The 20,752-nt window shown below is 65.6% G+C and carries 19 protein-coding genes and 3 pseudogenes; 16 read left to right on the forward strand and 6 right to left on the reverse strand.

Translation table 11 applies throughout. The features are described from left to right. The first annotated feature begins 58 nt into the window (after positions 1-58). The 3 genes from IEJ02_RS25255 to IEJ02_RS25265 all read left to right on the forward strand — a co-directional run bounded on the left by IEJ02_RS25255 (position 59) and on the right by IEJ02_RS25265 (position 2,648). Positions 59-412 carry an NADPH-dependent FMN reductase gene (locus tag IEJ02_RS25255; protein ID WP_191066962.1) on the forward strand — a complete coding sequence of 118 codons (354 nt, stop codon included), beginning with the start codon at positions 59-61 and terminating at the stop codon, positions 410-412. A 6-nt stretch (positions 413-418) separates the two neighbouring features. Further along, on the forward strand, positions 419-1,408 hold the full coding sequence (locus tag IEJ02_RS25260; RefSeq protein ID WP_191066963.1) for an amidohydrolase family protein: 990 nt from the start codon (positions 419-421) through the stop codon (positions 1,406-1,408). Positions 1,409-1,772: 364 nt separating this feature from the next. Further along, a complete protein-coding gene (locus tag IEJ02_RS25265) occupies positions 1,773-2,648 on the forward strand; it encodes a dioxygenase family protein (protein ID WP_223864374.1) in 876 nt (291 codons plus the stop codon). Positions 2,649-3,192: 544 nt separating this feature from the next. Here IEJ02_RS25265 and IEJ02_RS50825 read toward each other — a convergent pair. Genes IEJ02_RS50825 through IEJ02_RS25275 form a run of 3 tightly spaced genes read right to left on the reverse strand, consistent with a single transcriptional unit; the run spans position 3,193 to position 4,457 of the window. Further along, positions 3,193-3,492, reverse strand: a complete 300-nt coding sequence (locus IEJ02_RS50825) for a cupin domain-containing protein (RefSeq protein ID WP_223864400.1) — start codon at positions 3,490-3,492, stop codon at positions 3,193-3,195. Between the two features lie 36 nt (positions 3,493-3,528). Then, positions 3,529-3,693, reverse strand: coding sequence for a hypothetical protein (locus tag IEJ02_RS50455; protein ID WP_317985918.1), 165 nt, complete (start codon positions 3,691-3,693; stop codon positions 3,529-3,531). Between the two features lie 38 nt (positions 3,694-3,731). Next, positions 3,732-4,457 (reverse strand): MBL fold metallo-hydrolase, encoded by a 726-nt coding sequence (locus tag IEJ02_RS25275; protein WP_317985919.1) that lies wholly within the window; start codon positions 4,455-4,457, stop codon positions 3,732-3,734. A gap of 404 nt (positions 4,458-4,861) precedes the next feature. Between IEJ02_RS25275 and IEJ02_RS51415 the strand changes: the two are divergent. The 9 genes and pseudogenes from IEJ02_RS51415 to IEJ02_RS25320 form a co-directional block, all read left to right on the forward strand. Continuing rightward, positions 4,862-5,137, forward strand: a pseudogene (locus tag IEJ02_RS51415) (hypothetical protein); the annotation flags it as partial. Positions 5,138-5,139: 2 nt separating this feature from the next. Then, positions 5,140-5,277: pseudogene (locus IEJ02_RS25285) on the forward strand (ISL3 family transposase); the annotation flags it as partial. 106 nt (positions 5,278-5,383) lie between these two features. Then, positions 5,384-6,421, forward strand: a complete 1,038-nt coding sequence (locus IEJ02_RS25290; protein ID WP_191066965.1) for a LuxR C-terminal-related transcriptional regulator — start codon at positions 5,384-5,386, stop codon at positions 6,419-6,421. Between the two features lie 724 nt (positions 6,422-7,145). Then, positions 7,146-8,483, forward strand: coding sequence for a KamA family radical SAM protein (locus IEJ02_RS25295; protein ID WP_191066966.1), 1,338 nt, complete (start codon positions 7,146-7,148; stop codon positions 8,481-8,483). Beyond that, on the forward strand, positions 8,480-9,334 hold the full coding sequence (locus IEJ02_RS25300) for an N-acyl homoserine lactonase family protein (protein ID WP_191066967.1): 855 nt from the start codon (positions 8,480-8,482) through the stop codon (positions 9,332-9,334). The genes IEJ02_RS25295 and IEJ02_RS25300 overlap by 4 nt, the downstream gene beginning before the upstream one ends. After that, positions 9,331-11,193 carry an FAD/NAD(P)-binding protein gene (locus IEJ02_RS25305; RefSeq protein WP_191066968.1) on the forward strand — a complete coding sequence of 621 codons (1,863 nt, stop codon included), beginning with the start codon at positions 9,331-9,333 and terminating at the stop codon, positions 11,191-11,193. The genes IEJ02_RS25300 and IEJ02_RS25305 overlap by 4 nt, the downstream gene beginning before the upstream one ends. Beyond that, positions 11,156-11,629: a cupin domain-containing protein gene (locus tag IEJ02_RS25310; protein ID WP_191066969.1), complete on the forward strand. Its 474-nt coding sequence runs from the start codon at positions 11,156-11,158 to the stop codon at positions 11,627-11,629. Before IEJ02_RS25305 ends, IEJ02_RS25310 begins: the two co-directional genes overlap by 38 nt. Further along, a complete protein-coding gene (locus IEJ02_RS25315) occupies positions 11,626-12,894 on the forward strand; it encodes an MFS transporter (protein WP_191066970.1) in 1,269 nt (422 codons plus the stop codon). The genes IEJ02_RS25310 and IEJ02_RS25315 overlap by 4 nt, the downstream gene beginning before the upstream one ends. Positions 12,895-12,910: 16 nt before the next feature. Beyond that, positions 12,911-13,330: a VOC family protein gene (locus IEJ02_RS25320; RefSeq protein WP_191066971.1), complete on the forward strand. Its 420-nt coding sequence runs from the start codon at positions 12,911-12,913 to the stop codon at positions 13,328-13,330. A 537-nt stretch (positions 13,331-13,867) separates the two neighbouring features. Here the strand turns inward: IEJ02_RS25320 and IEJ02_RS25325 are convergent. Continuing rightward, entirely contained in the window at positions 13,868-14,305 is a 438-nt protein-coding gene (locus IEJ02_RS25325; RefSeq protein ID WP_191066972.1) for an integrase core domain-containing protein, read from the reverse strand. Next, entirely contained in the window at positions 14,259-14,696 is a 438-nt protein-coding gene (locus IEJ02_RS25330) for an IS3 family transposase (RefSeq protein ID WP_223864402.1), read from the reverse strand. Before IEJ02_RS25330 ends, IEJ02_RS25325 begins: the two co-directional genes overlap by 47 nt. A 488-nt stretch (positions 14,697-15,184) precedes the next feature. Between IEJ02_RS25330 and IEJ02_RS25335 the strand changes: the two genes are divergently transcribed. From IEJ02_RS25335 to IEJ02_RS25345, 3 genes are all read left to right on the forward strand, one after another. After that, positions 15,185-16,936: a beta-N-acetylhexosaminidase gene (locus IEJ02_RS25335; RefSeq protein ID WP_223864376.1), complete on the forward strand. Its 1,752-nt coding sequence runs from the start codon at positions 15,185-15,187 to the stop codon at positions 16,934-16,936. A 46-nt stretch (positions 16,937-16,982) separates the two neighbouring features. Then, positions 16,983-17,345, forward strand: a complete 363-nt coding sequence (locus tag IEJ02_RS25340) for a discoidin domain-containing protein (protein WP_191066975.1) — start codon at positions 16,983-16,985, stop codon at positions 17,343-17,345. A 180-nt stretch (positions 17,346-17,525) separates the two neighbouring features. Then, complete coding sequence (locus IEJ02_RS25345; protein ID WP_191066976.1) at positions 17,526-19,370, forward strand: alpha-L-fucosidase; 1,845 nt, start codon at positions 17,526-17,528, stop codon at positions 19,368-19,370. A 67-nt stretch (positions 19,371-19,437) separates the two neighbouring features. Here IEJ02_RS25345 and IEJ02_RS25350 read toward each other — a convergent pair whose 3' ends face one another. Beyond that, complete coding sequence (locus tag IEJ02_RS25350; protein ID WP_317985920.1) at positions 19,438-20,349, reverse strand: AMP-binding protein; 912 nt, start codon at positions 20,347-20,349, stop codon at positions 19,438-19,440. A gap of 74 nt (positions 20,350-20,423) precedes the next feature. On the opposite strand from IEJ02_RS25350, the pseudogene IEJ02_RS25355 reads away from it, so the two are divergent. Beyond that, positions 20,424-20,752 (forward strand): annotated as a pseudogene (locus tag IEJ02_RS25355) (integrase); the annotation flags it as partial.

Raw genomic sequence — 20,752 nt, forward strand, 5'->3', positions numbered from 1 at the left:
GGTTAGGTTCTCACTTGAATATTCAAGTGTGAGTGTGTCCAGATGGGAAGGGCTACCCATGAGCGACCTGAAGCTCGCCATCATCCTCGGCAGCACCCGTCCCGGCCGTAACGGTGAAGCGGTGGCGAACTGGGTGCTGGCCAAGGCCAAGGAGCGGGCGAACGCCGACTACGAACTGATCGACCTCGTGTCGTACGGCTCGCTCGGCGGTACGCGGGCGATCGAGCACCTGCGGGCGATCTCGAGCGAGTTGCAACTGGCCCACGTGCGCCAGCAGTTGTCATTCTCGTTACTCACCGACTTCGAAAACTTCTCGGTGTTCAAGCCCGCCGCGATACACGACAGCGCTGCTTCCGTCCTGTTCGGCCAGCTTGAGTCCTGGGCCGGCGCGCTCAAGTCCGTCCGAAGCTGAGTCTCGATGAAGCTTTACGGGCTCGAAGAGCACTTCGTCACCACCGACGTGCTCGAGGCGTGGAAGCGGCGCGATCCCCAGCTCGCCGAGCCGATGATGAAGTGGGCTGCCGCCAGTGACATCACGTCGGCCTTGCTGGACCTGGGCGGCGGACGCATCGCCGCGATGGAGGACGCCGGGATCGACACCGCGGTGCTGTCGCTGACGACGCCGGGGCTGCAGAACCTCGACGCGGCGGAGGCAGTCCCCTTGCAGGCGCCCACGAACGACGCGATCGCTGCCGCCGTGCGCCACCACCCGGGGCGATTCCAGGGGTTTGCGGCGCTCGCCACCTCCGCACCGTCGGCCGCGGCCGAGGAATTGCGGCGTGCGGTCACCGAACTGGGGCTCAACGGCACGCTGGTCAACGCGAACTCCGGCGGCCAGGCTCTGGACGCGCCCGGATTCTGGGACATCTATGAGGCTGCCGAGGATCTGCGCGCACCGATCTACCTGCATCCCAGTGTGCCGTTCCCGGCCGTCACCGCGGCCTACTACCGCGGTTTCGGCGAGCCGGTGGACAGCATGCTGGCGACCGGGGCGTTCGGTTGGCACTACGACGCCGGACTGACCATGCTCCGGATGATCGTCGGCGGCGTGTTCGACCGGTTCCCCAAGCTGCAGGTCATCCTGGGGCACTGGGGCGAGGTGGTGCTGTTCTACCTCGACCGTGTCGCGACCATGGACAAACTCACCGACCTGCGGCGTCCGATCGCGGAGTACTTCCGCTCGAACATTTTCATCACCCCGGGCGGCATCTCCAGCCACAAGTACCTGCGGTGGAGCCTGGAGACGGTGGGGGTCGAGCGGATCATGTATGCCTCGGACTACCCCTTCAACCGGGAGAGTACCGGATCCGCGCGGCGTTTCCTGGAAACGGCACCGATTGGCGAGGCCGACCGCGAACGTATCGCCTTCCGGAACTGGGAAAAGCTCGTCGCCGGAATCCGGCGCTGACCGATCGCGCCGAAAGGGGGTTCGCGTGCCGGTTCTGCCTGGCCGGGAGGCCGCTGTATTCACCGATTCGGGTAGTGGTGGGGATGCAGTCGTGTTCCTGCACCCCGCCTCGGGCTCGGCCGGCCGACCTCACCACGCCCATCCTGTTGCTCGTCGGTACCGCCGGCCTGCTGACACCGCAGGCCCTCATGCGATACCTCGCCCGGCACCTGCCCAGCACGGAATTCCGCGTGCTGGGCGAGGTCGGTCACACGGCGTTCTGGGAAGCCCCGTCGTAGTGGAACGCCGCCGCACTTGATTTCCTGACGCGTCACCGCGTCCATCCGATCCCCACTGTCCCTGCGCCGAAAAGGAGCCAACGCACATGAGCGGGTCCGAAAGCCGACTGCAGGTCGTGTTCACTGATCTGCGCCGCGCCGTCGACGACGTCATCCTCAAACACCAGATCACCATCGAGGAGCTGTTTGCCACGATCGGATGGCTGCAGCAGGTCGCCGACGCCGGCGAACTGCCATCCGCGAGCATCCTGTTCTACAAGACCGTCCTCAAAGGAACCGCGGGCGCGACCTACGCCCATCCGGAGAAGGACGGCGCGAGTCACTGGGAGATGGAGGGCCCCGCCCACCGCCCCGGAGCCCCCGTCCTGCACAGCCCCGCCGTCCTGCCCATGCGCCCCGACGAACCCGGAGAACCCCTCATCGTGTCCGGGACCGTACGCACCACCACAGGCGACCCGCTGCCCGGAGCCGCCCTGGAGATCTGGCAGATCGACGCCAACAACGTCTATTCCGGCATGGACACCAGCGACTTCGAGCCGCTGAATATCCCCAACGACTCCACCGGCATCCCCGCCGACAACCTCCGCGCCAGGATCATCGCTGACGCCGACGGCCGCTACGAGTTCCGCACGGTGATGCCCGGCACCGAAACCTTCGGCCTGGCCACGGACAGCCCACTCGCCACACTGACCCGAGCGTTGCAGCTTCAAGGCCTGCGCCCGCTGCACATCCACGCGATCGTCTCCGCCGACGGATGCCTGCCACTGACCACCCAGATCTACTTCGACGGCGACCCACTGGTCGCCAGCACCATCGAAGGCGCCATCCCCGCCGACGCGGTCAAGACCACTACCCGCCATGACGACCATCACGCTCGCGGATTCGACCGACCTTACCGCACCCTCACCTACGACTTCGTCTTACGCCCCACGGCCGAAGGCGCCACTGCTACTCCACAGTAGACGGTGCAGAGTCGGCACACGCAGCTGAGCGCGGCAAGCACCTTCGACAACATCCTCGCCGCCGGTGCCAAGTCCGGCATGGTTCCGCACGAGTACGTCGACAGCCTCGGCGACGCCGCCGACGCTGGCAGCGAGGTCCTGGTCAACGGCACGTCCGGCAGGGTCAGGTCCTATGTGGTGCGACAACTCCCCGCCGCTCAGCAGGTCGAGGTCGTGGCCACCGATACCGCTGCCGACTTCGAGCGGCTCCGCGAACTCGGAGCTCCGAAAATCATCGCCGACAACGCCGGATCGGTCACCGACCAGGGCGTCGTCGCCTACTACGCCGACGGCGTCGACACCCTGGTCAACCTCGCTGGAGACTCCCTCGAGCAGATCCCCTTGGGCGAGGTCAAGGAGGCCAGCGGGGTCTCCTCCACCACCACGGGACCTGACGAGGACACCCTCGCCGCTGTCGGCCTCACCGGCCGTAAGGTGATGGCACACGCCACCCGCGAGGTCACCACGCCGGTCGCGACGAAGGGCGCGGAAGGCTCCATGCGGGTCAGCGTCGCCCAGGTCCTCGACTCGACCACGCCGCCGAAGGACTCGCCATCCTTGCCTCGGGCAGGACTCGCGGATGGGGGTGTGTCTGATCGAGCTGATAGGCCCCGCACAGCAGGGAAGTGGGGCTGTCGGCCTCTGCGTCGGCGTGGCCGAGACTTTCCAGGGCGTGCTGTGCGCCGTGCGGGGTGAGTACCACGTCGCCGTTACTGATGGTTCGCTGTGAACCGTCGGGTGTCAGCAGTCGGCACGATCCGCTCAGCACGATGTGGAACCCGGCTCCGGATAAATCGGTACCCATCGTCTCGTTCACCGGATGACGATTGATTGTGGTGCGTCAGGTGAGGCGGACCGGGCGACCGGGATTCGCTGCCGGCGCGGTCAGGGGTGCCCACTGCTTGATGGTGAAGGTTTCTCCCTTCCGGACGACTTCGGCCCCTCCGGCGCCGCCCAGATGGGCCGGGATGATGAGGGCGTTGGTGTCTGCGGCCTCTTCCAGCATGCGGCGGCGACTCCTGGCCGCCTGCTGCTGGTCTTCGCTCAGGCAGGTGTCGTGGCCGGGGTGAGGAACTGCAAGGGCGTGTGGATGAGGTCTCCGACGAAGAAAGCGCGGTCCGTGCCGGAGTGCAGCTTGAGCACCGTGGAACCGGGGGTGTGTCCAGGAGCCAGCTGGAGGGACAGGCCGGCGGCGATGGAGTGCTCGTCGCCTTCCCACAGCAGGGCCTGACCGGCTCGGTGAACGGGCAGCACACTGTCGTCGAAGCCCGCCCTGCTGTCGGCGGGGTCGCCGAAGTCCGACTTGCGGGGGATGTTGTTAGCGGGGTTCCAGTAGTCGAAGTCGGCCTTGTGCATCAGGTACTGAGCGTTGGGGAATGTCGGTGCCCACTCGCCGTTCTCCAGCCGAGTGTTCCACCCGACGTGGTCGGTGTGCAGATGGGTGTTGACAACTGTGTCCACGTCTTCGGGCTGCACGCCAATCGCGGCGAGCCGGTGCAGGAAGTCGCCGTCGCGGTTGGCCAGCAGACCGTGGACGCGCGGCTTGTCGTTGCCCAGCCCGGTGTCCACCAGGATTGTGCGCCCCTGTCCACGCAGCACCCAGGTCTGCACGCTGACCGGCGCGAAAGAGCCGTGCCACTCGGTGATACGGCTGATCTCGAAATCTCCGCTCCGCTGCCCTCGAGCCTGATGGGGGCGATGGCCGTTGTAGTGCCGGGCGTAGACATCGAGGACGTGGCGAGCGTGGGTCTGCGGGTGCCGATACATCATCCACGCAGGTCGGGAGCCTGATCACGGATCCTCGGTTCTCCTCGACATTCGCCCAAGTGCCTTCACCCGCAAAGGGCCGGGGCGACATCATGATCAGTCGTGCTGCTGCGCCTGGCCTACCTCGCCACGACCAACGCCCTTTCCTATGCCTCCTGCCGATGAGCGACCGAGACAAGATGTGTCGGTGGCCAGCAGCCAGGTGATTCGGCGGAGCAGCTCGGTGGCCTTGCGCAGGCGCTTGTTGTCTCCGCCGGTCAACCGTGACCGTAGAGGCCCCCGTTGCCGACCTAGCCTCCCCCCACCAGCATCGTGGAGTGCTGCTGCGACTGCTCTACCTGACCTTGACGAGCATGCTCACCCTGGTACGGCTCCTACCGAAGTGTGACCGCGACAAGGAGGCAGAGATTCACGGCGAACTCACCTCCCTCGGCATCAAGGTCGCCGCCAGCACCGTGTGGAACATCCTCAAGGAGCACGGCATCGGCCCCGCACCTGAACGGATGAACGCGATCATGGAGCGTTGGGTCCGGTCCTGCCGAGCTGAGCTCCTCGACCGCACCCTCATCTGGAACCAGACCCACCTCCTCCGCGCGCTGCGTGAGTACGAGGCGTTCCACAACGAGCACGGGCCCCACCGCACTCTCGCAAGCGCCGCACCGCTCCACCCACTGCCCGAACCTAACCGACGGAGGCGATCAATGGCCGCCTCGAGCACCTCCGCGGCTCAGCGTTGGGCTTCCGGATCCTGACGCACTACATCGCGAGAAGCATTCTCGAAGCCGGAGGATTCAGACCCCACCTACACCCTCAAATGCGATGAGCCCGTTTTGTAAGTGACGGTTTCGCGCTCTTGCGCCGTTAGTGGCTGTTGGTGATCTTGTTGGCTTATTAGGACGGTCTTCAATTCCCGAAAGGGGAACATAGTCATGTCCGCGTGCCCCACAAACCTGGAAGCCGACAAAACCACCAACGCTGACAGTCGTCTGATGGTCGCCCTGTATGCCCTCGCGGCAGCCCGGGAAAGCGTCTCCCGCAACGAACTCTTGCAACTTGCGGACGCTTCGCCCGATGAGGCCGGACAGGCGATCGACAGGCTGCTCCAGCTCAAGGTGCTCACCGGCAAGCCCGGAGACCCCGTTCGCCTCGTACCCGTGGCGCCAGCCACCGCCTTCACCCAACTTCTTTTGCCGGCGATCCGGGAACTGCGCGAACGGCAGATGACGATCAACGAAGTGAGCGCGCAACTGGTGGATCTGCTTCCCGTCTACGAGAAAAGCGTCATGAAAGACGTAAGGGAACACTCATTGCACCGTCTCGACAATGTGGATGCCGTCCGCCTGACCGTGTCCGAACTCTCGGCCCGCGCTACCAGGGAGATCCTCGTCTCTCCACCTGGCGGCCCTCGCCCCGAACCCGTCCTCAAGGAGGCAACGGACCGTGCCATAGGCGTGCTTGAGCGTGGTGTACGCACGCGTACGCTCTATCCGTACGCGGCGCAGTTTCATCAGCCCACTGTCGACCAGGTCTCGCTGCTTGTCGAGCACGGCGCCGAAGTCCGCGTTGTTACACAAGTGTTCATGCAGCTCATCGTCTTCGACCGCGAAGTCGCCCTCGTCGAGCTGGTTGGAAACCCCAAAGGAGCCTTGCTCATACGTGACCTGAGCGTCATCCACTTCCTGATCGGCGCCTTCGAGCGGGCTTGGGACAAAGCCCTGCCATTCCCGCTCGCCTATGAGCGGGAACAGATGCTGTTCAGCTCGGAGGAGATGAAGACGGCGATCGTGGAACTGCTCGTCGAGGGCTACGACGACAAGGTTGTCGCCAAGCGTCTCGGCATCTCCCTACGCACCTTCCAGCGCCACCTGGCCGCAGTTCTGCGCCGTATCGGGGCCCACAACCGGCTCCACGCCGGCTACCTGCTACGCGATCTCGGCATCCTCCACGAGAAGCGCGCCCAACAGTAAATTCGGCGATTCGCACGGTAGTTGCCTGTCAGCGTCGACCAGGTCGCAATGCCTTTCGCATCTTCGGCGAGCGACTCGATGGCACCGGCTCGCCACGTGGAACACGGCCGAATGGCGGCTACCTCCTCACTCTCGGCGTCCTCGACGGCAGCTCCCGCGCCATGGTGCGCCTGGCCACCGGGGCCGGCATCGCGTCGCGCCGGCCAGGGCCACTCCCCCTATCGCAGCGATCCGAACGGCACCGTGATCCGCATCGGCCCCACTTACCGCTGAACCAGCGATCACATTCGACAACGAGCGCAACAAGGCCGGGCCACGCCCGGCCTTGTTGTATGTACGTTGAGGACGGTGGACCGGTTGGTACCGAATTACTCCTTTTGCCCCATGGCGGGCTTACGCCAGTCGCACGCACGATCACCCGCGACCGCGACAGGTGTCTCATTGTTCAAGCAGGATCGTGGTGCGCCGGACGGTATGCCTGGTGACCAACTTCGCCCATAAGTGCGACCTGAGGATGGTCGTGCATAAAACCGCAATAGCAATCGTCGGCATGGCATGTGCGGCAGTAGCTGTGACCTGAGTTGCCGCCACTGCTCCCGACGTGGTGAACCCTCAAGCAGCGCACGCTTCCGGAACCGCGGAGGATGATCTCGGCCGGGGGGGGGAGAGTTCGGATTGATGCTCGCCCACACCGCTCGGTTTCGGACAGGGAAAGGGACTCGAATTGAGTGTCGGCAAGTTCACGCCCTACAATGAAAAAACAATTCAACGCGCCCCGCAATGGGGGCGGGTGCCTGGGGAAATCCGCGAGGCCGTCACTGTGGTCTCCCAGGTTCTTCCGTTCCGCACCAATCAGTACGTGCTCGACGAACTCATCAACTGGGACAACATCCCGGACGATCCCATCTTCCGGCTGAACTTCCCCCACCGGGCCATGCTGGACGACACCGACTACGCCACCCTGCGGGATGTCATCGCCGCTGGCGACAAGGGGCAGATCGCCCTTCACGCGGCGAAGCTCCGCCAGCAGATGAACCCCCACCCGGCCGGCCAGCAAACCCACAACGTACCTGAGTTGGACGGCAAGGAAATGTCAGGGATGCAGCACAAATACTCCCAGACAGTACTGTTATTCCCTCAACACGGGCAGACCTGCCATGCCTACTGCACGTTCTGCTTCCGCTGGCCGCAGTTCGTCGGCGACGGCGAACTCACCTTCGCCGCCAGGGATGCCCAGGGCCTGACCGCCTACCTCGCTCGCCACCGGGAGGTCACCGACGTCCTGATCACCGGCGGCGACCCGCTGATCATGCGGACAAACACTCTCGCCCGCTATATCGAACCACTCCTGACACCGGAGTTCGAACACATCCAGAACATCCGGATCGGCACCAAATCGGTCGCCTATTGGCCCCAAAGGTTCGTCACCGACCGGGATGCCGACGAACTCATCCGGCTGTTCGAGCGAGTCGTCACCGCTGGTAAGCACCTGGCGATCATGGGCCACTACAACCACCCCGCCGAGCTGCGCCCTGACATCGCACAGACCGCCCTGAAGCGGATCACCGCCACAGGTGCGAACATGCGCCTCCAGTCGCCGATGCTGAGGCACATCAACGACAACGCCGAGGCGTGGCGGGAGCTGTGGACGACCGGGGTGCGGCTGGGCGCCATCCCGTACTACATGTTCGTCGAACGCGATACCGGCGCCCGCTCCTACTTCGAGATTCCCCTGGTGAGGGCGTACGAGATCTTCCGCGACGCATACCAGAGGGTCTCCGGCCTCGCCCGCACCGTGCGCGGCCCGTCGATGAGCGCGTTTCCGGGCAAGGTTCTCATCGACGGCACCCCCACCATCCGCGGCGAGAAGGTGTTCGCCCTTCAGCTCCTTCAGGGACGTCATGCGGACTGGGCGCGTCGGCCGTTCTACGCCGCGTACGATCCGGACGCGACCTGGTTCGACCAGCTCGTCCCGGCGTTCGGGGCGGAGAAGTTCTTCTTCGAGGACGAACTGCCACTCCCGGCGCCCGAGGCTCGCGAACTGACGGTGGTGGGCGCATGAACCGGCCGCCAACCCACGAACTTCTCGCGCTCAGGTTCGGGACTCAGACGGGGCGACTCGCGCGGGAGAACTTCCTGTTCGCCGACGACCCCTGCGCCACCGACACCCCGGCCGGCTTCGACTTCTACATCTGGGTCATCCGAGGTCAGGACCAGGTGATCGTCGTCGATACCGGGTTTACCGCGCACACGGGTGCGCGGCGTGGCCGCGAGCAACTTCACCACCCCGTCGAGGCCCTGGCCGGTCTCGGCATGGATCCCACCGACGTGTCGCATCTGCTGATCACGCACATGCACTGGGACCATGCCGGTCACCTCGCCGCCTTCCCCACGGCTCGCGTTCATCTCCAAGAGCCGGAACTCGCGTTCTGCACCAGCCGCGCCATGCGCCAAGCCGCACCCCGCCGCCCCTTCGAGGCGGAAGATGTGAACGCGGCGATTCGGCTGCTGTTCGACGAGCGCCTCACCCTGCACCGGGGTCCGGCTACGATCGTGCCCGGCGTCGAGGTGCACCCGGCCCCTGGACATACCCCCGGCCTTCACGTAGTACGCGTTCACACGAAGCGCGGCTGGGTCGTGTTGGCGAGCGATTCGTCGCACCTGTGGGCAAACATCCGTCGCCGGGCCCCGTTCCCGATCCTCGACCACCTCGCCTCCATGGTCGAGGCGTACGAGACCGTCGAAGATCTGGCGGACGGCGTCGACCACATCATCCCCGGTCATGATCCTCAGGTCGCCACCCGCTTCCCCCAGGTAGAGGACGACCCCCGCTGGGTGCGGTTGCACGAGGAACCCATAGCCCCGTACACCGACCCGGCGGCGCTGGAACTGCGCGAGCGGGTGATCTCTTGAGGGCTGTTCAGGTCACGATCGTCGGGCTGGGGCCACGCGGCCTCGGCATCCTCCAGCACATCGCCCAGCGAGCCCACCAGCTCCCCGAGGGCGTTGAGCTGAACGTCCACCTTGTCGACCCCGGCGACACCGGGCAAGGAGCACACTCCAACCGGCAGCCCGACCATCTGCTCACCAACACGCTCGCCAGCCAGCTCACCATGTTCCCCGGCGGTGGCGGCCCGTCGTTCACCGATTGGGCCCAGCAGGTTGGCTACCGCCGCTTCGCAGGTGGCTACTACCGCACGGGCGAGGCAGGCGGGGAGCCGATCGGGCCACACGACTACCTGCCGCGCAGCTTGCTCGGTGAGTATCTCTCCTTCGTGTCCGACCACACCCTCAGCTCGCTGCCCACGAGCGTGCGAGTGGTGCACCACCGGGCTCGCGCCATCGACGTGGAGGAGCTCTCCCCGTCCGGCAGGTACGTGGTGCGGACCGAGAACGGCTACGAGATTCCCTCCGATTTCCTGTTCCTCGCCACCGGGCACTCCCGACGCACCCCCACCGGCGAGGACATCCGGTTCGAGAATTTCGTCAGCGAACACCAAGGCCGCAATGACCGCCTCGCCTACCTGGCGGACTGCTACCCGGTCGACAAGCTTGGGCGCATCGCTCCCGGGGCCACGGTGGCCGTGCAGGGTTTCGGGCTGACCGCCCACGACGTCATCGCTCACCTCACCATCGGCAGGGGCGGACGTTTCGAGGGCGACGGCCACGACATGCGCTACATACCGTGCGGGCGTGAGCCGAGCGTCCTGTTGTTCTCCCGTCAGTGCCTGCCCGCCGCCGCACGCGGCATCAACCAGAAGGGCCTCGCCGGCGCCTACCAGCCGCACTTCTTAACCCTCGAGGCCATACGCAGATTGCGTGAGCACGCGAGGCGGAAGCGTGGCAGCGCGCAGATCGACTTCGAGACGGAAGCCGTGCCGCTACTACGTCGGGAAATGGGCTACGTTTACCGCTCCACGCTGGAGCAAGGTCATATCCGACCCAGCCAGTACGAATTCACAGCGGCCGATCAGGCCGCCGTCGACGCCATCGTCGACCCGCTGGCCGGCAAGAGCTTCAGGGATCTGGACGCCTTCCGCGCCTTCTTCACGGCGTTCGTCACCGAGGACCTGGAGCACGCCGAGAAAGGCAACCGGACGAGCCCTGTCAAAGCTGCCACCGACGCCATCCGGGACATCCGCGCCAGCCTGCGCGAGGCCGTCGAATTCTCCGGCCTGACACCGGATTCGCATCGGGTGTTCAACACCCGATGGGTGCCGCTCATGAACAGGATCTCGTTCGGGCCACCCCGCCGCCGTAACTACGAACTTCTCGCCCTGATGAACGCTGGTGTGGTCGATCTGGCCGGAGGACCGGGCTGCCGTATCGTCCCCGACCCTGAGACGGCCCGGTTCACCGTTGAAACCCATTTCACCGACGGCCCTACCGTCCGATACGCCGACGCCTTAGTGGCGGCGCGCCTGGACTTGTTCCACCCCGAGACGGACAGTTCCCCGCTGACCGCCCGCCTGCTGGCACGCGGTTTGATCCGTCCCTATCGCAACGGCTCCTACGAGCCGGGCGGTGTGGACATTACGCCCAGCGGCCGCGTCGTCGCCGAGGCCGGGACGCCACTCACAGGTGTATGGGCTGTCGGATACCCCGTCGAAGGGCCGCGGTACTACACGTACTACCTGCCCAGGGACGGGCAGAAGTCGCGATTCACGGACGAGGCGAACGCCGCCGTGTGCGACATGTGGCAGCAACTCACGTTCCTCGAGGAGGATGATTCCCGTGCCGATCGGCAGCGGCAGTCAGTTTCCCTACCCTGACTTCAAAAAGCGCTACGACACCCTGCTGCCCGAGCCGGTGGTGTGGCGGTGGGCGGACATCTCCGGCCGGCTCAGCGACACAGAGCACCCCGAACGCGGCACGCTCGCCCTGTCTCTGCCGAACGGCAGCGCCGAAATCATCCGTGATGTCGCCGTCGCCTACCAGGTCATCCCCGCTGGGAAGAACACCACCCCGCACGCGCATACCTGGTATCACCTGTTCGTCGTGCAAGCCGGCACCGGCACTGTCACCTTCCACGACACCAGCGAGACAACCGATCTGAGCCCCGGGGACCTTCTGCTCGTCCCGGCCTGGTCGCTGCACCACTTCGACAACCCTACGAGCCAGAACCTCGTCCTGCTGAACCTGATGAACATCCCGCTGTTGGCCGAGCTGGGGAACCTGGCCTCCAGGCAATCGGAGCCCGGCGCGTGACCGCGCAAGAGGCCGGCGAGGTGGCGCCCGCCGAGCGGGCTGCCCACTCAGCGGGCTCGTACAAGTGGGTCGTGCTCGCCGTCGCCGTTACCGCGCTGACTTCCGGCTCGATCGTCTACTCCGGCGTCAGTGTCCTGCTGCCGTTCTGGAAGAACACCTACCACCTGTCCGCGGCCACCGCCGCTCTCGCAGCCACGGCGATCCAGGCCGGGCCGATCGCCTCGATGCTGATCATCGGGCGGGCCATCGACCGCTACGGAGAGCGCTGGGTCGTCTCTCTTACAATGATCGCCATGGGCGTCGCGGCGTTCATCGCCGCGGCTGCGGGTCGCAATTACCCTGTGCTGCTGCTGTGCATCCTGGTGATGGGCGCCTTCTACGGATCTATTCTGCCTGGCGGGCAGCGAGCCATCACCCGATGGTTCGAACCCGGCCTACGAGGTATGGCCACCGGTATACGCCAAGCCGGTCTGCCCATCGGCGCCTCCATCGCCGGGGCGATCCTGCCCGCCGTCGCCCTGCACCGCAGCTGGACCGCAGCCATGATCGTCCAGGGAGCGGCCGGCATCCTCGGGGGCGTGGTCTTCGCCACCTTCTACCGCCAGACGGGTGACGCCACGACGAGTGCGCGAAAGACGCCGGTGAACCTGCGCCGCTTGATCCTCGGCCTCGTGCGCGACAGGGCTGTCCGCTCGCTTCTCATCGCCGGACTCGCCTTGGCCGCGTTCCAGTACGTGTTCTCCGTGCAGATCTTGATCTTCCTCAACGATCACCTACGCATCCCGATTGTCACGGCCGGCTTCATGTACTCGGTGGCCCAGGCTGCCGGGATCGCCGGCCGGATCGGTCTCGCCTGGATCAGTGACCGTTTCTGGCCCGGCATGCGGATGCGCTCGCTGAAGTGGCTTCTCGCCTTCTCCACGATCCCGATCACCGCGCTCAGCACGTTGACCCCCGGCTCGCCTCGCGTGCTCGCTTACACGCTCTGCACGCTGCTGGGCCTGCTCAGCGTCGGCTGGTACCCGCTCTACCTCGTACAGATCACCGACATCGCCCCTCAGCATGCGGTCGCCTCCACCATCAGCTTCGCGATCACCCTGAATCAGGTCATCGCCGCCACCATGCCACCGTTGTTCGGCGCGCTCGTCGGCGCCACCGGCTACACGGTCGGCTGGCTCTTCCTGGTGGTCATTCTGATTCTGACGGCTACCCAACTGCACCGCGCTCAGGCCGCCCCGAACCCCATCGCTTCGCAGACCTCCTGAAGGGACCCATACGCTCATGCTCAAGCGCATTGACCATATCGGTGTCGTGGTCCACGACCTGCTCCGCGCGAAGAAATTCCTTGAAAGCCTCGGTCTCAACCTCGAGTTCGAACGCGAGCTGCCCGACCGCAATGTAAAAGCCGCGTTCTACCGGGTGGGTGACGGGGCTCGTATCGAGCTCATCGAACCCACCACCAGCGAGGCCCGTCGACGCCGTCTCGGCGACCGCGTCGGCGACAAGGCTCGCATCGAGCACATCGCAGTCGAGGTCGACGACAGCATCACCGAGATCATGCAGACGCTTCGTGGCCTCGGCGTCGAATTCGTCGCTCCTCAGCCCGTGGCGATCGACGGCAACCTCAATGCTTTTTCCCGGCCCGACACCTCGGAGGGGATTCAGTTTCAGCTCGTCGAGCGCGACGCCGCAACGGCCTGACTCACCTGCCACAGTGTCCAGATCTTCATCAGAAAGCGAAAACTCCTTCTGAACTGGGATGATAGGGCTTGTACAAGGCTACTTTTGTTCCAGCAAGAAGACGGTTTCCGTGTGTGTCGTTCGGAAACCCATCGCGGCTGCTCGGAGCGGGTCCAGCGTCAACACCGTTGATTTCGCTCCTTTGGCCTGGCCGTTGACCTCGATCTTTCGTGACGGCCCGCCGGATTGCCCGGCGGGCCGTTTCGGCTGTCCGGCCTGGCCACGGGCAGGTTGGAGGCCCGGCTGTCGCGCCGGGTGGGTGCCAGGTTCCCCGGCTCCGGTGGGGGGGTGCTGCTCGCGAGGGGGAAGTACGCACCGCTGCACGTCATGCCGCACATCTGTACTCGTTGATGAGGCCGCCGAGGATCCGGGTGCACAGGACTTTGCTGGTGCTGAGGGCGTGAGCCGCGGCGGGGTCTTTATGGGCGTCGGTTGGTAGCTGATTGCGGGCTTGGTGGGGCCGGTGCTCGTTATAGTGCCGCTCGTAGCCCGCGAGGACTAGGCTGATGAGCTGGGCGTTTCCGGTGGATGATGAGGCAGCCGGGGTGACATGGCGTGGTACTCGTTGAGCAGTCCGCCACGTACCTGGCGGCGCCTGACCGCGGCAGCAGGCAGGAGAATGACATTCGGGTCGTCGTCGGGTGCTCGGAGGCCGAGGCTGTGGTGGGCCCGTCCCGCTTTGTAGTGCTCCGCGTACGTGGTGAGGACCGTGCGCAGGTGGCGTTCGCCGGAGGAGATGAGGAACCGGTCGGTGCACTCTGCGCGGGCTGTGCGTATCCATCGTTCGGCGAACGCGTTGGACCGTGGGCCTTGCGGCGGAGTCGGGATGACGGCTGTACCGTTACCGGCGAAGACGGCGTCGAACGCGGCGGTGAACTTGCTGTCCCGGTCACGGACGAGGAACCGGAAGTACCCGGCTCTGTCGCCCAGGTCCATGAGCAGATTGCGGGCGAGTTGGGTGATAGGCGAGCAACGTGTGAGCCTGGGAGCGCAGGAAGGAGCGCCAGGTCTGCTGGGAGGCGCGCTGCCGCGCGGGCGGTAGACCGGAGCGGCGCAGGACGCGCCGGACGGTGGCGGCGGCAATCCGATGACCCAGCCGTCGGAGTTCGCCTTGGATCCTGACGTATCCCCAGGTGGGGTTCTCTCGCGCCAAGCGCCGGATGAGCGCCGCAATCTCCTCCGCCAGCGATGGCCGGCCGGGACTGGTTGGGGTCCGGCGCCATTTCCAGCGCACCAGACGGCGGTGCCAGGTCAGCAGCGTACCCGGGGTGACCAGCCGATGACGGCGCAAGGCGGATGGCAACTGGCGGGCGAGAGCGGAGAGCATGGCACGATCGGCCCATGAGAGCTTTGGCCGCTTGATCTGCCGGCGAAGCACGACGACCTCATGGCGAAGCGCGAGGATCTCTGCGCTGTTCGTGGCGGTCGATCGGCCCAGCAGAAGGAGGCAGCCCAGCAGCTGGCAGAAGATCAGGTAGAGCAATCGCAGACCCACAATCACTGATCATGCCCATACTTAGACTATCGCAAAGCCCCAGGTCAAGCAACCGTACGGCAATAAAGACACTCTTCAGACACATACGGACACCCACGGCACGGACAGAGGCAGCTACGGACGGGACTCGCCTGGGCACGCGCATGGTCGGTCTTCCTTGGAGCCGACGGATCTCTCCGGGTGGGCCTGAGCGGGCCGACCGCGCGGCACGCCCCGCACGATCAACCCGCACGTGTCTCACTTCGGAGGAACGCCGCAGCACCCGACCGTCCCACCGCGTTACCCACTCGTTACGCGCCCCATTTCGCTGCGCGGGCCCCATGGACTCAAGAGCCTTCGGCCCACACCAACGGCGCAGCGGTATAGACCAATTGATACCTCTGGGTAAGTGGTCTACACCTCTTGACCTCCTGGGGAACCGCGAGGATCGTGAGGGCCACGCGACGCAGAGTTCCCATCTGCCCCCACAGCCGGCGGTGCGGAGCGCCCCCCTTCATTCACGGACGGGCTCCGCCTTGCCACTTCTCGGAAGCCAGCATGAATCCAAGACGTTCTGTCGCGGGAGCGGTCGCCCTGGCGACCCTCCTCCTCGCCCCCTTCTTTCACTGCGGTACGCGCCTCAGGCGTCAGCAGCCGTGAACACCGCCCCACCAGGAGTGGTCCCTGCCCTTCAGCAGTGGGATGGCGGCAGTGGCCGCCTGTCCTTGACACCGAAGAGCCGCATCGTCGTATCCCCCGACTCCTCAGCGGACATGAGAGAGCTGGCGTCCCAGCTCTCGGCTGATTTCGATGAGTTGACTGCGCTACACCCGTCGGTGACCACAGGTAGCCCAGCCGCCGGTGACATCTTTCTGCGCCTCGACCGCGATGGCGACTTCGGTGCCGCCAAACCGGCGCTGCGCCCCGAGGCGTACCGACTGAAGACCACCGATGGATCCGTCGACATCATCGGTGGCGGCGACAAGGGGCTCTACTACGGCACCCGCACACTTCTCCAGGCCGTACTCGGCTCACTGGATCGCACGAGCCTGCCCGTGGGCACGGCCGTCGACTACCCGAACTACGCGGTACGCGGGTTCATGCTGGACATCGGCCGACGCTACTTCACACCCGAGTTCATCAGGTCCTACCTGCTCTGGCTGAAGCTCAACACGCTGCAACTCCACCTGAACGACAACGAGATCAAGCCACCCGACGGCGACTGGTCCAAGTCGATCTCGGCGTTCCGCCTCAAGAGCACCAACCCCGAGTTCGCCGGTCTCGGGGAGGAGCAGGGATACACCCGGCAGGACTGGGATTCCTTCGAGGACACCGCAGCCGCTAACGGCGTCACCATCGTCCCGGAGATCGACTCGCCGGCCCACTCGCGGTCCTTCATCGAGTTCAAACCCGAACTCGGCCTCGACAACGGCAACTCCGACCACCTGGACCTGAGCAAGCACGGAACCACCACCTTCATGAAGAGCGTGTTCGCCGAGTTCGTTCCCTGGTTCAGGGGCCCCATCGTCCACATCGGCATCGACGAGTACCCCACGAGCCTGGCCGACCAGTTCAAGATGTACGTCAACACCATGGCCCCGTATGTGCGCTCCCTCGGCAAGAGCGTCAACGGCTGGGGCAGCTTCTCCGCGATGTCCGGAGGCGGCGCCGGCTACGACAAGGGCATGGCGATCAACAGCTGGAACAACGGCTGGTACTCGCCCAAGGCCGCGATCGCCGACGGCTACAAGGTCATCAACTCGAACGACAACTGGCTCTACGTCGTCCCCTTCGCCTCCTACTACCACGGACAGGGCCTCGACGGCCGGGAGATTTTCACCAATTGGGCGCCGAACGTCTTCGGCGGAGGGCAGGACCTCGCGGTCCAGGACCCGAACCTGCTCGGGGCGATGCCGGCCGTCTGGAACGACCTGGTCCGCGAGGACTACACCGAACTCCAGGTCCACGACCTGATCAACAAGAGCTTCGACGCCCTCGCCCAGAAGATGTGGTCGGGCAGCGCGGCAGGCGCCGACTACGCTGCCTTCCAGAGCAGAGTGGCCGCGGTCGGCAAGGGACCGGGCACCGGGTAACCTGGGGTCCGGACAGACCCCGGGCGACCTGGCGTACGGCCGCCCGGTGACAGCATCCTCGACGGAGACCCCGGCCTTCCCCGCTTCCCACGCCGTCGACGGCGATGACTTCACCCGCTGGTCCAGCGCCTACAGCGACGACCAGTGGCTCAGCGTGGACCTCGGATCGCAGCAGCGGGTCGGCTCCGTCCGCCTGGACTGGGAAGTGGCGTACGGAAAGGACTACGACATCCAGGTCTCCAGCGACGGTACGAACTGGCGGACCGTCGCCGAACGCCGCGGACGGGAGACGGCCGGGAGCGACACCCTCACGTTCCCGGCGACCACCGCCCGCCACGTCCGCATGCACGGCATCACTCGCGGGACGGGATACGGGTACTCCTTGTACTCACTCGAAGTCTTCAACTGAGGCTCTCTCCAGCACGGGATGGTGTGCGTGCGGATCTTCCGGGCGGCCCGTCAGGAAACATCGGATTGATTATTCGATGTGAGCGAAGATTCCCTTCGGTTATGACTGGTTAGCTCTGTTGACGTCCGATGTATTCGTCTCTACGGTCCCCAGCGACCCGACGAGTTCAGGAGCCGCCCCATGCGCACCCCCGTCAGCCGTACCAGGCGGAGAGTCACGGCACTGACCCTGCTCCTCACCGCTGCCCTCGCCACCACCGCGCTGCCCGCCGCCTCTGCGGCATCTCCACGAAGCACGTCCCCACGCCCGGCGGGCCCCGGCACCGACTACGCCACCGACGATCCCTTCACCGCCGACCGCACCAGTTGGTTCCGCCAGGACCGCTTCGGCATGTTCATCCACTTCGGCGCCTACTCCAACATGGAGGGCGAATACACCCGGCCCGATGGCACGACGTGCCGCAATGCCGAGTGGATCAAGCGCGAGTGCGACATCCCGACGGACGCGTACGAGAGGCAGGCGGCCAACTTCAATCCGGCCGACTTCGACGCCAAGGCCGTCGTCAAGGCTGCCAAGGACGCCGGAATGCGCTACATCGTCATCACGTCCAAGCACCACGAGGGCTACGCGATGTGGCCGACCAAGGTCAACTCCTGGAATCTGCGGGACCATTCGGCGTTCGACAAGAACCGCGACATCATGGCCGAGCTGAAGAAGGCCGCCGACGACGCGGGCATCAAGCTGGGTTTCTACTACTCGATCTGGGACTGGCACGATCCCGATTTCGCGGACCCCGCCACCTTCCCGCGGTACGAGAAGCGCATGTACGCGCAGCTCAAGGAGCTCATCGACCATTACGACCCGGCGCTGTTGTGGTTCGACGGCGAATGGGACACCGAGAATCCGCACAATCCCTGGACGGCACGCGACGGCGAGCGCCTGGAGTCCTATCTGCGCGGCCTCAAGCCCGGCCTCGTCATCAACAACCGCGCCGGCAAGCGCCGTGTGGTCGACGGGGACTACGGCACACCCGAGCAGGAGATCCCGGCCACCCCCGTAGACGGCCAGCTCTGGGAGTCGTGCATGACCCTCAACGACCACTGGGGTTACGCCCGTTACGACCAGAACTGGAAGTCGGGCACCGCCCTCACCCGTAACCTGCTCGCCACCGCCTCCCGCAGTGGCAACTACCTCCTCAACGTCGGCCCGGACGCGCGCGGCCGCATCCCCCAGGCGTCACTGGACCGCCTGAAGCAGATGGGCGACTGGCTGCGTACCAACGGGCAGGGCGACGCGGTGTACGGGGCGGGCTACGGCGGGCTCGTCGAGGAACCCGACTGGGGCTCGGTGAGCCGCAAGGGCAACACGCTGTACGCGGCGGTCACCCAGTGGCCGGCGGCCGGTCGGCCACTGCATCTGACGTCCCGTACCGACTTCACGGTCACCGCGGCGCGGGTCCTCGGCAGCGACCAGAAGGTCACCGTCACCAAGGCCGGCGACGGCTACGACCTCGCACCGAGCAACACCACCACAAACGACATCGCCACCGTCATCGCGCTGACCGTCGACCCGGGCCCGACCACCCCCGGCGGTCGGGGCAAGGGACTCACGGAGCAGATCTTCGACAATGCCGACCTCAGCGGTAAGCCGAAGATCACCCGCATCGATCCCACCGTCAACCACTCCTGGAAATTCGGCGGTTCGCCGGACCCGGCCATCCCGGCGGACACGTTCGGCGTCCGCTGGTCCGGCACCATCGAGCCGCGCCGCACGGAGACGTACACGCTGACGACCGTCTCCGACGACATGGCCCGGGTGTGGATCGACGGCAAGCTGGTCATCGACTCCTGGACGCCGCACGAGCCGAAGGTCGACACGGCGCAGGTGGCGCTGACCTCGGGTCACCGGCACGCGATCAAGATCGAGTACGCGGAGCGGACCGGCGAGGCACACATGAAACTGCTGTGGTCGAGCCCGGCCCAAGAGCAGGAGATCGTGCCGTCGAGCCAGCTGTACGCGCGATAACGCGAGCAGCCGAACGCGAAGCGAGCTGGATCGTCCCGGGGCACCGCTCCTGCTTGATCAGTGCAGCTCACGCTTGAGGATCTTGCCGGTCGCGGTCATCGGCAGATGATCGACGAACTCCACGATGCGCGGGTACTTGTAGGCCGCCATCCGCTACTTGCACCACGAGACGAGTTCGTCCGCCGATCACGGCCGCGAGCGAGACATCGGGGTGGGTCATGAGGACCTCCTCGATCTCCCGCGGGTAGACGTTGAAGCCGCTGCGGATGATCATGTCCTTGACCCGGTCGACGATGTAGTAATGACCGTCCCCGTCACGGCGGGCCAGGTCCCCGGTGCGGAACCAGCCGTCCTTCATGGCTTCGGCGGTGGGTTCCGGACGGTTGTGGTAGCCCTTCATGACGTTGTGGCCGCGGATGGCGATCTCGCCGACCTTGTCCTCGCCGTGCCCGTCGATCGTGTTCCCGTCCTCGCCGATCAGTTTGACCTCGACGCCCCAGACGGGTGTCCCGATCGAACCCGGGCGGGCAGCTCGCCCGAGGTCGGAGAACGTCGTGACCGGCGAGGTTTCCGACAGGCCGTAGCCCTCGAGGATCTTCACGTGGAAGCGGTCCTGGAACTGTTTGATGATCTCCACCGGGAGGCTCGCCCCGCCGGACACGGCGATGTGCAGGGCGTGGGCGATGCAGTCGACGTCGATGTCGTCGGTGAGCGCGCCGAGCAGGCCCCAGTACATGGTGGGGACACCAACGAAGAAGGTGATGTCCTCCTTCTGCAGCAGCGCGAGAGCCTGCCGCGGGTCGAACCTCGGCAGCAGCACGAGCGTCGCGGCCACCGAGAAGCCGGCGTTCATCTGGACGGTGGAACCGAAGGAGTGAAACAGCGGCAGTGTGAGCAAGTGCCGTTCGTGCTCGGTGACGGTGCTGCCGAACACTGCGGGTGCCGATACATCATCCACGCAGGTCGGGAGCCTGATCACGGATCTTCGGTTCTCCTCGACATTCGCCCAAGTGCCTTCACCCGCAAAGGGCCGGGGCGGCATCATGATCTGTCGTGCTGCTGCGCCCGGCCTACCTCGCCACGACCAACGCCCCGGCGTTCCTACGCCTCCCGCCGATGAGCGACCGAGACAAGGACATCGAGATCCTCGTCCTCCGGCACCAACTGCTTGTCCTACAGCGTCAGGTCGGCAAGCCGAGCTTCACCGACAGCGACCATGCCATCCTCGCCGGCCTGCTCCACCACCTCCCCAAAGACAGACCGCGGCACCTTCTGCTGCTGGTCCGCCCCGAGACCATCTTGCACGGGCATCGCGAACTGCTCAGGCGGCGCCATGCCGCAACCTGCGTACCTAGTGCTGTGACCGCATATGTTCGCCGGGC

This window comes from Streptomyces sp. 5-10, assembly GCF_014712245.1.
Classification (GTDB): Bacteria; Actinomycetota; Actinomycetes; order Streptomycetales; family Streptomycetaceae; genus Streptomyces; species Streptomyces violaceusniger.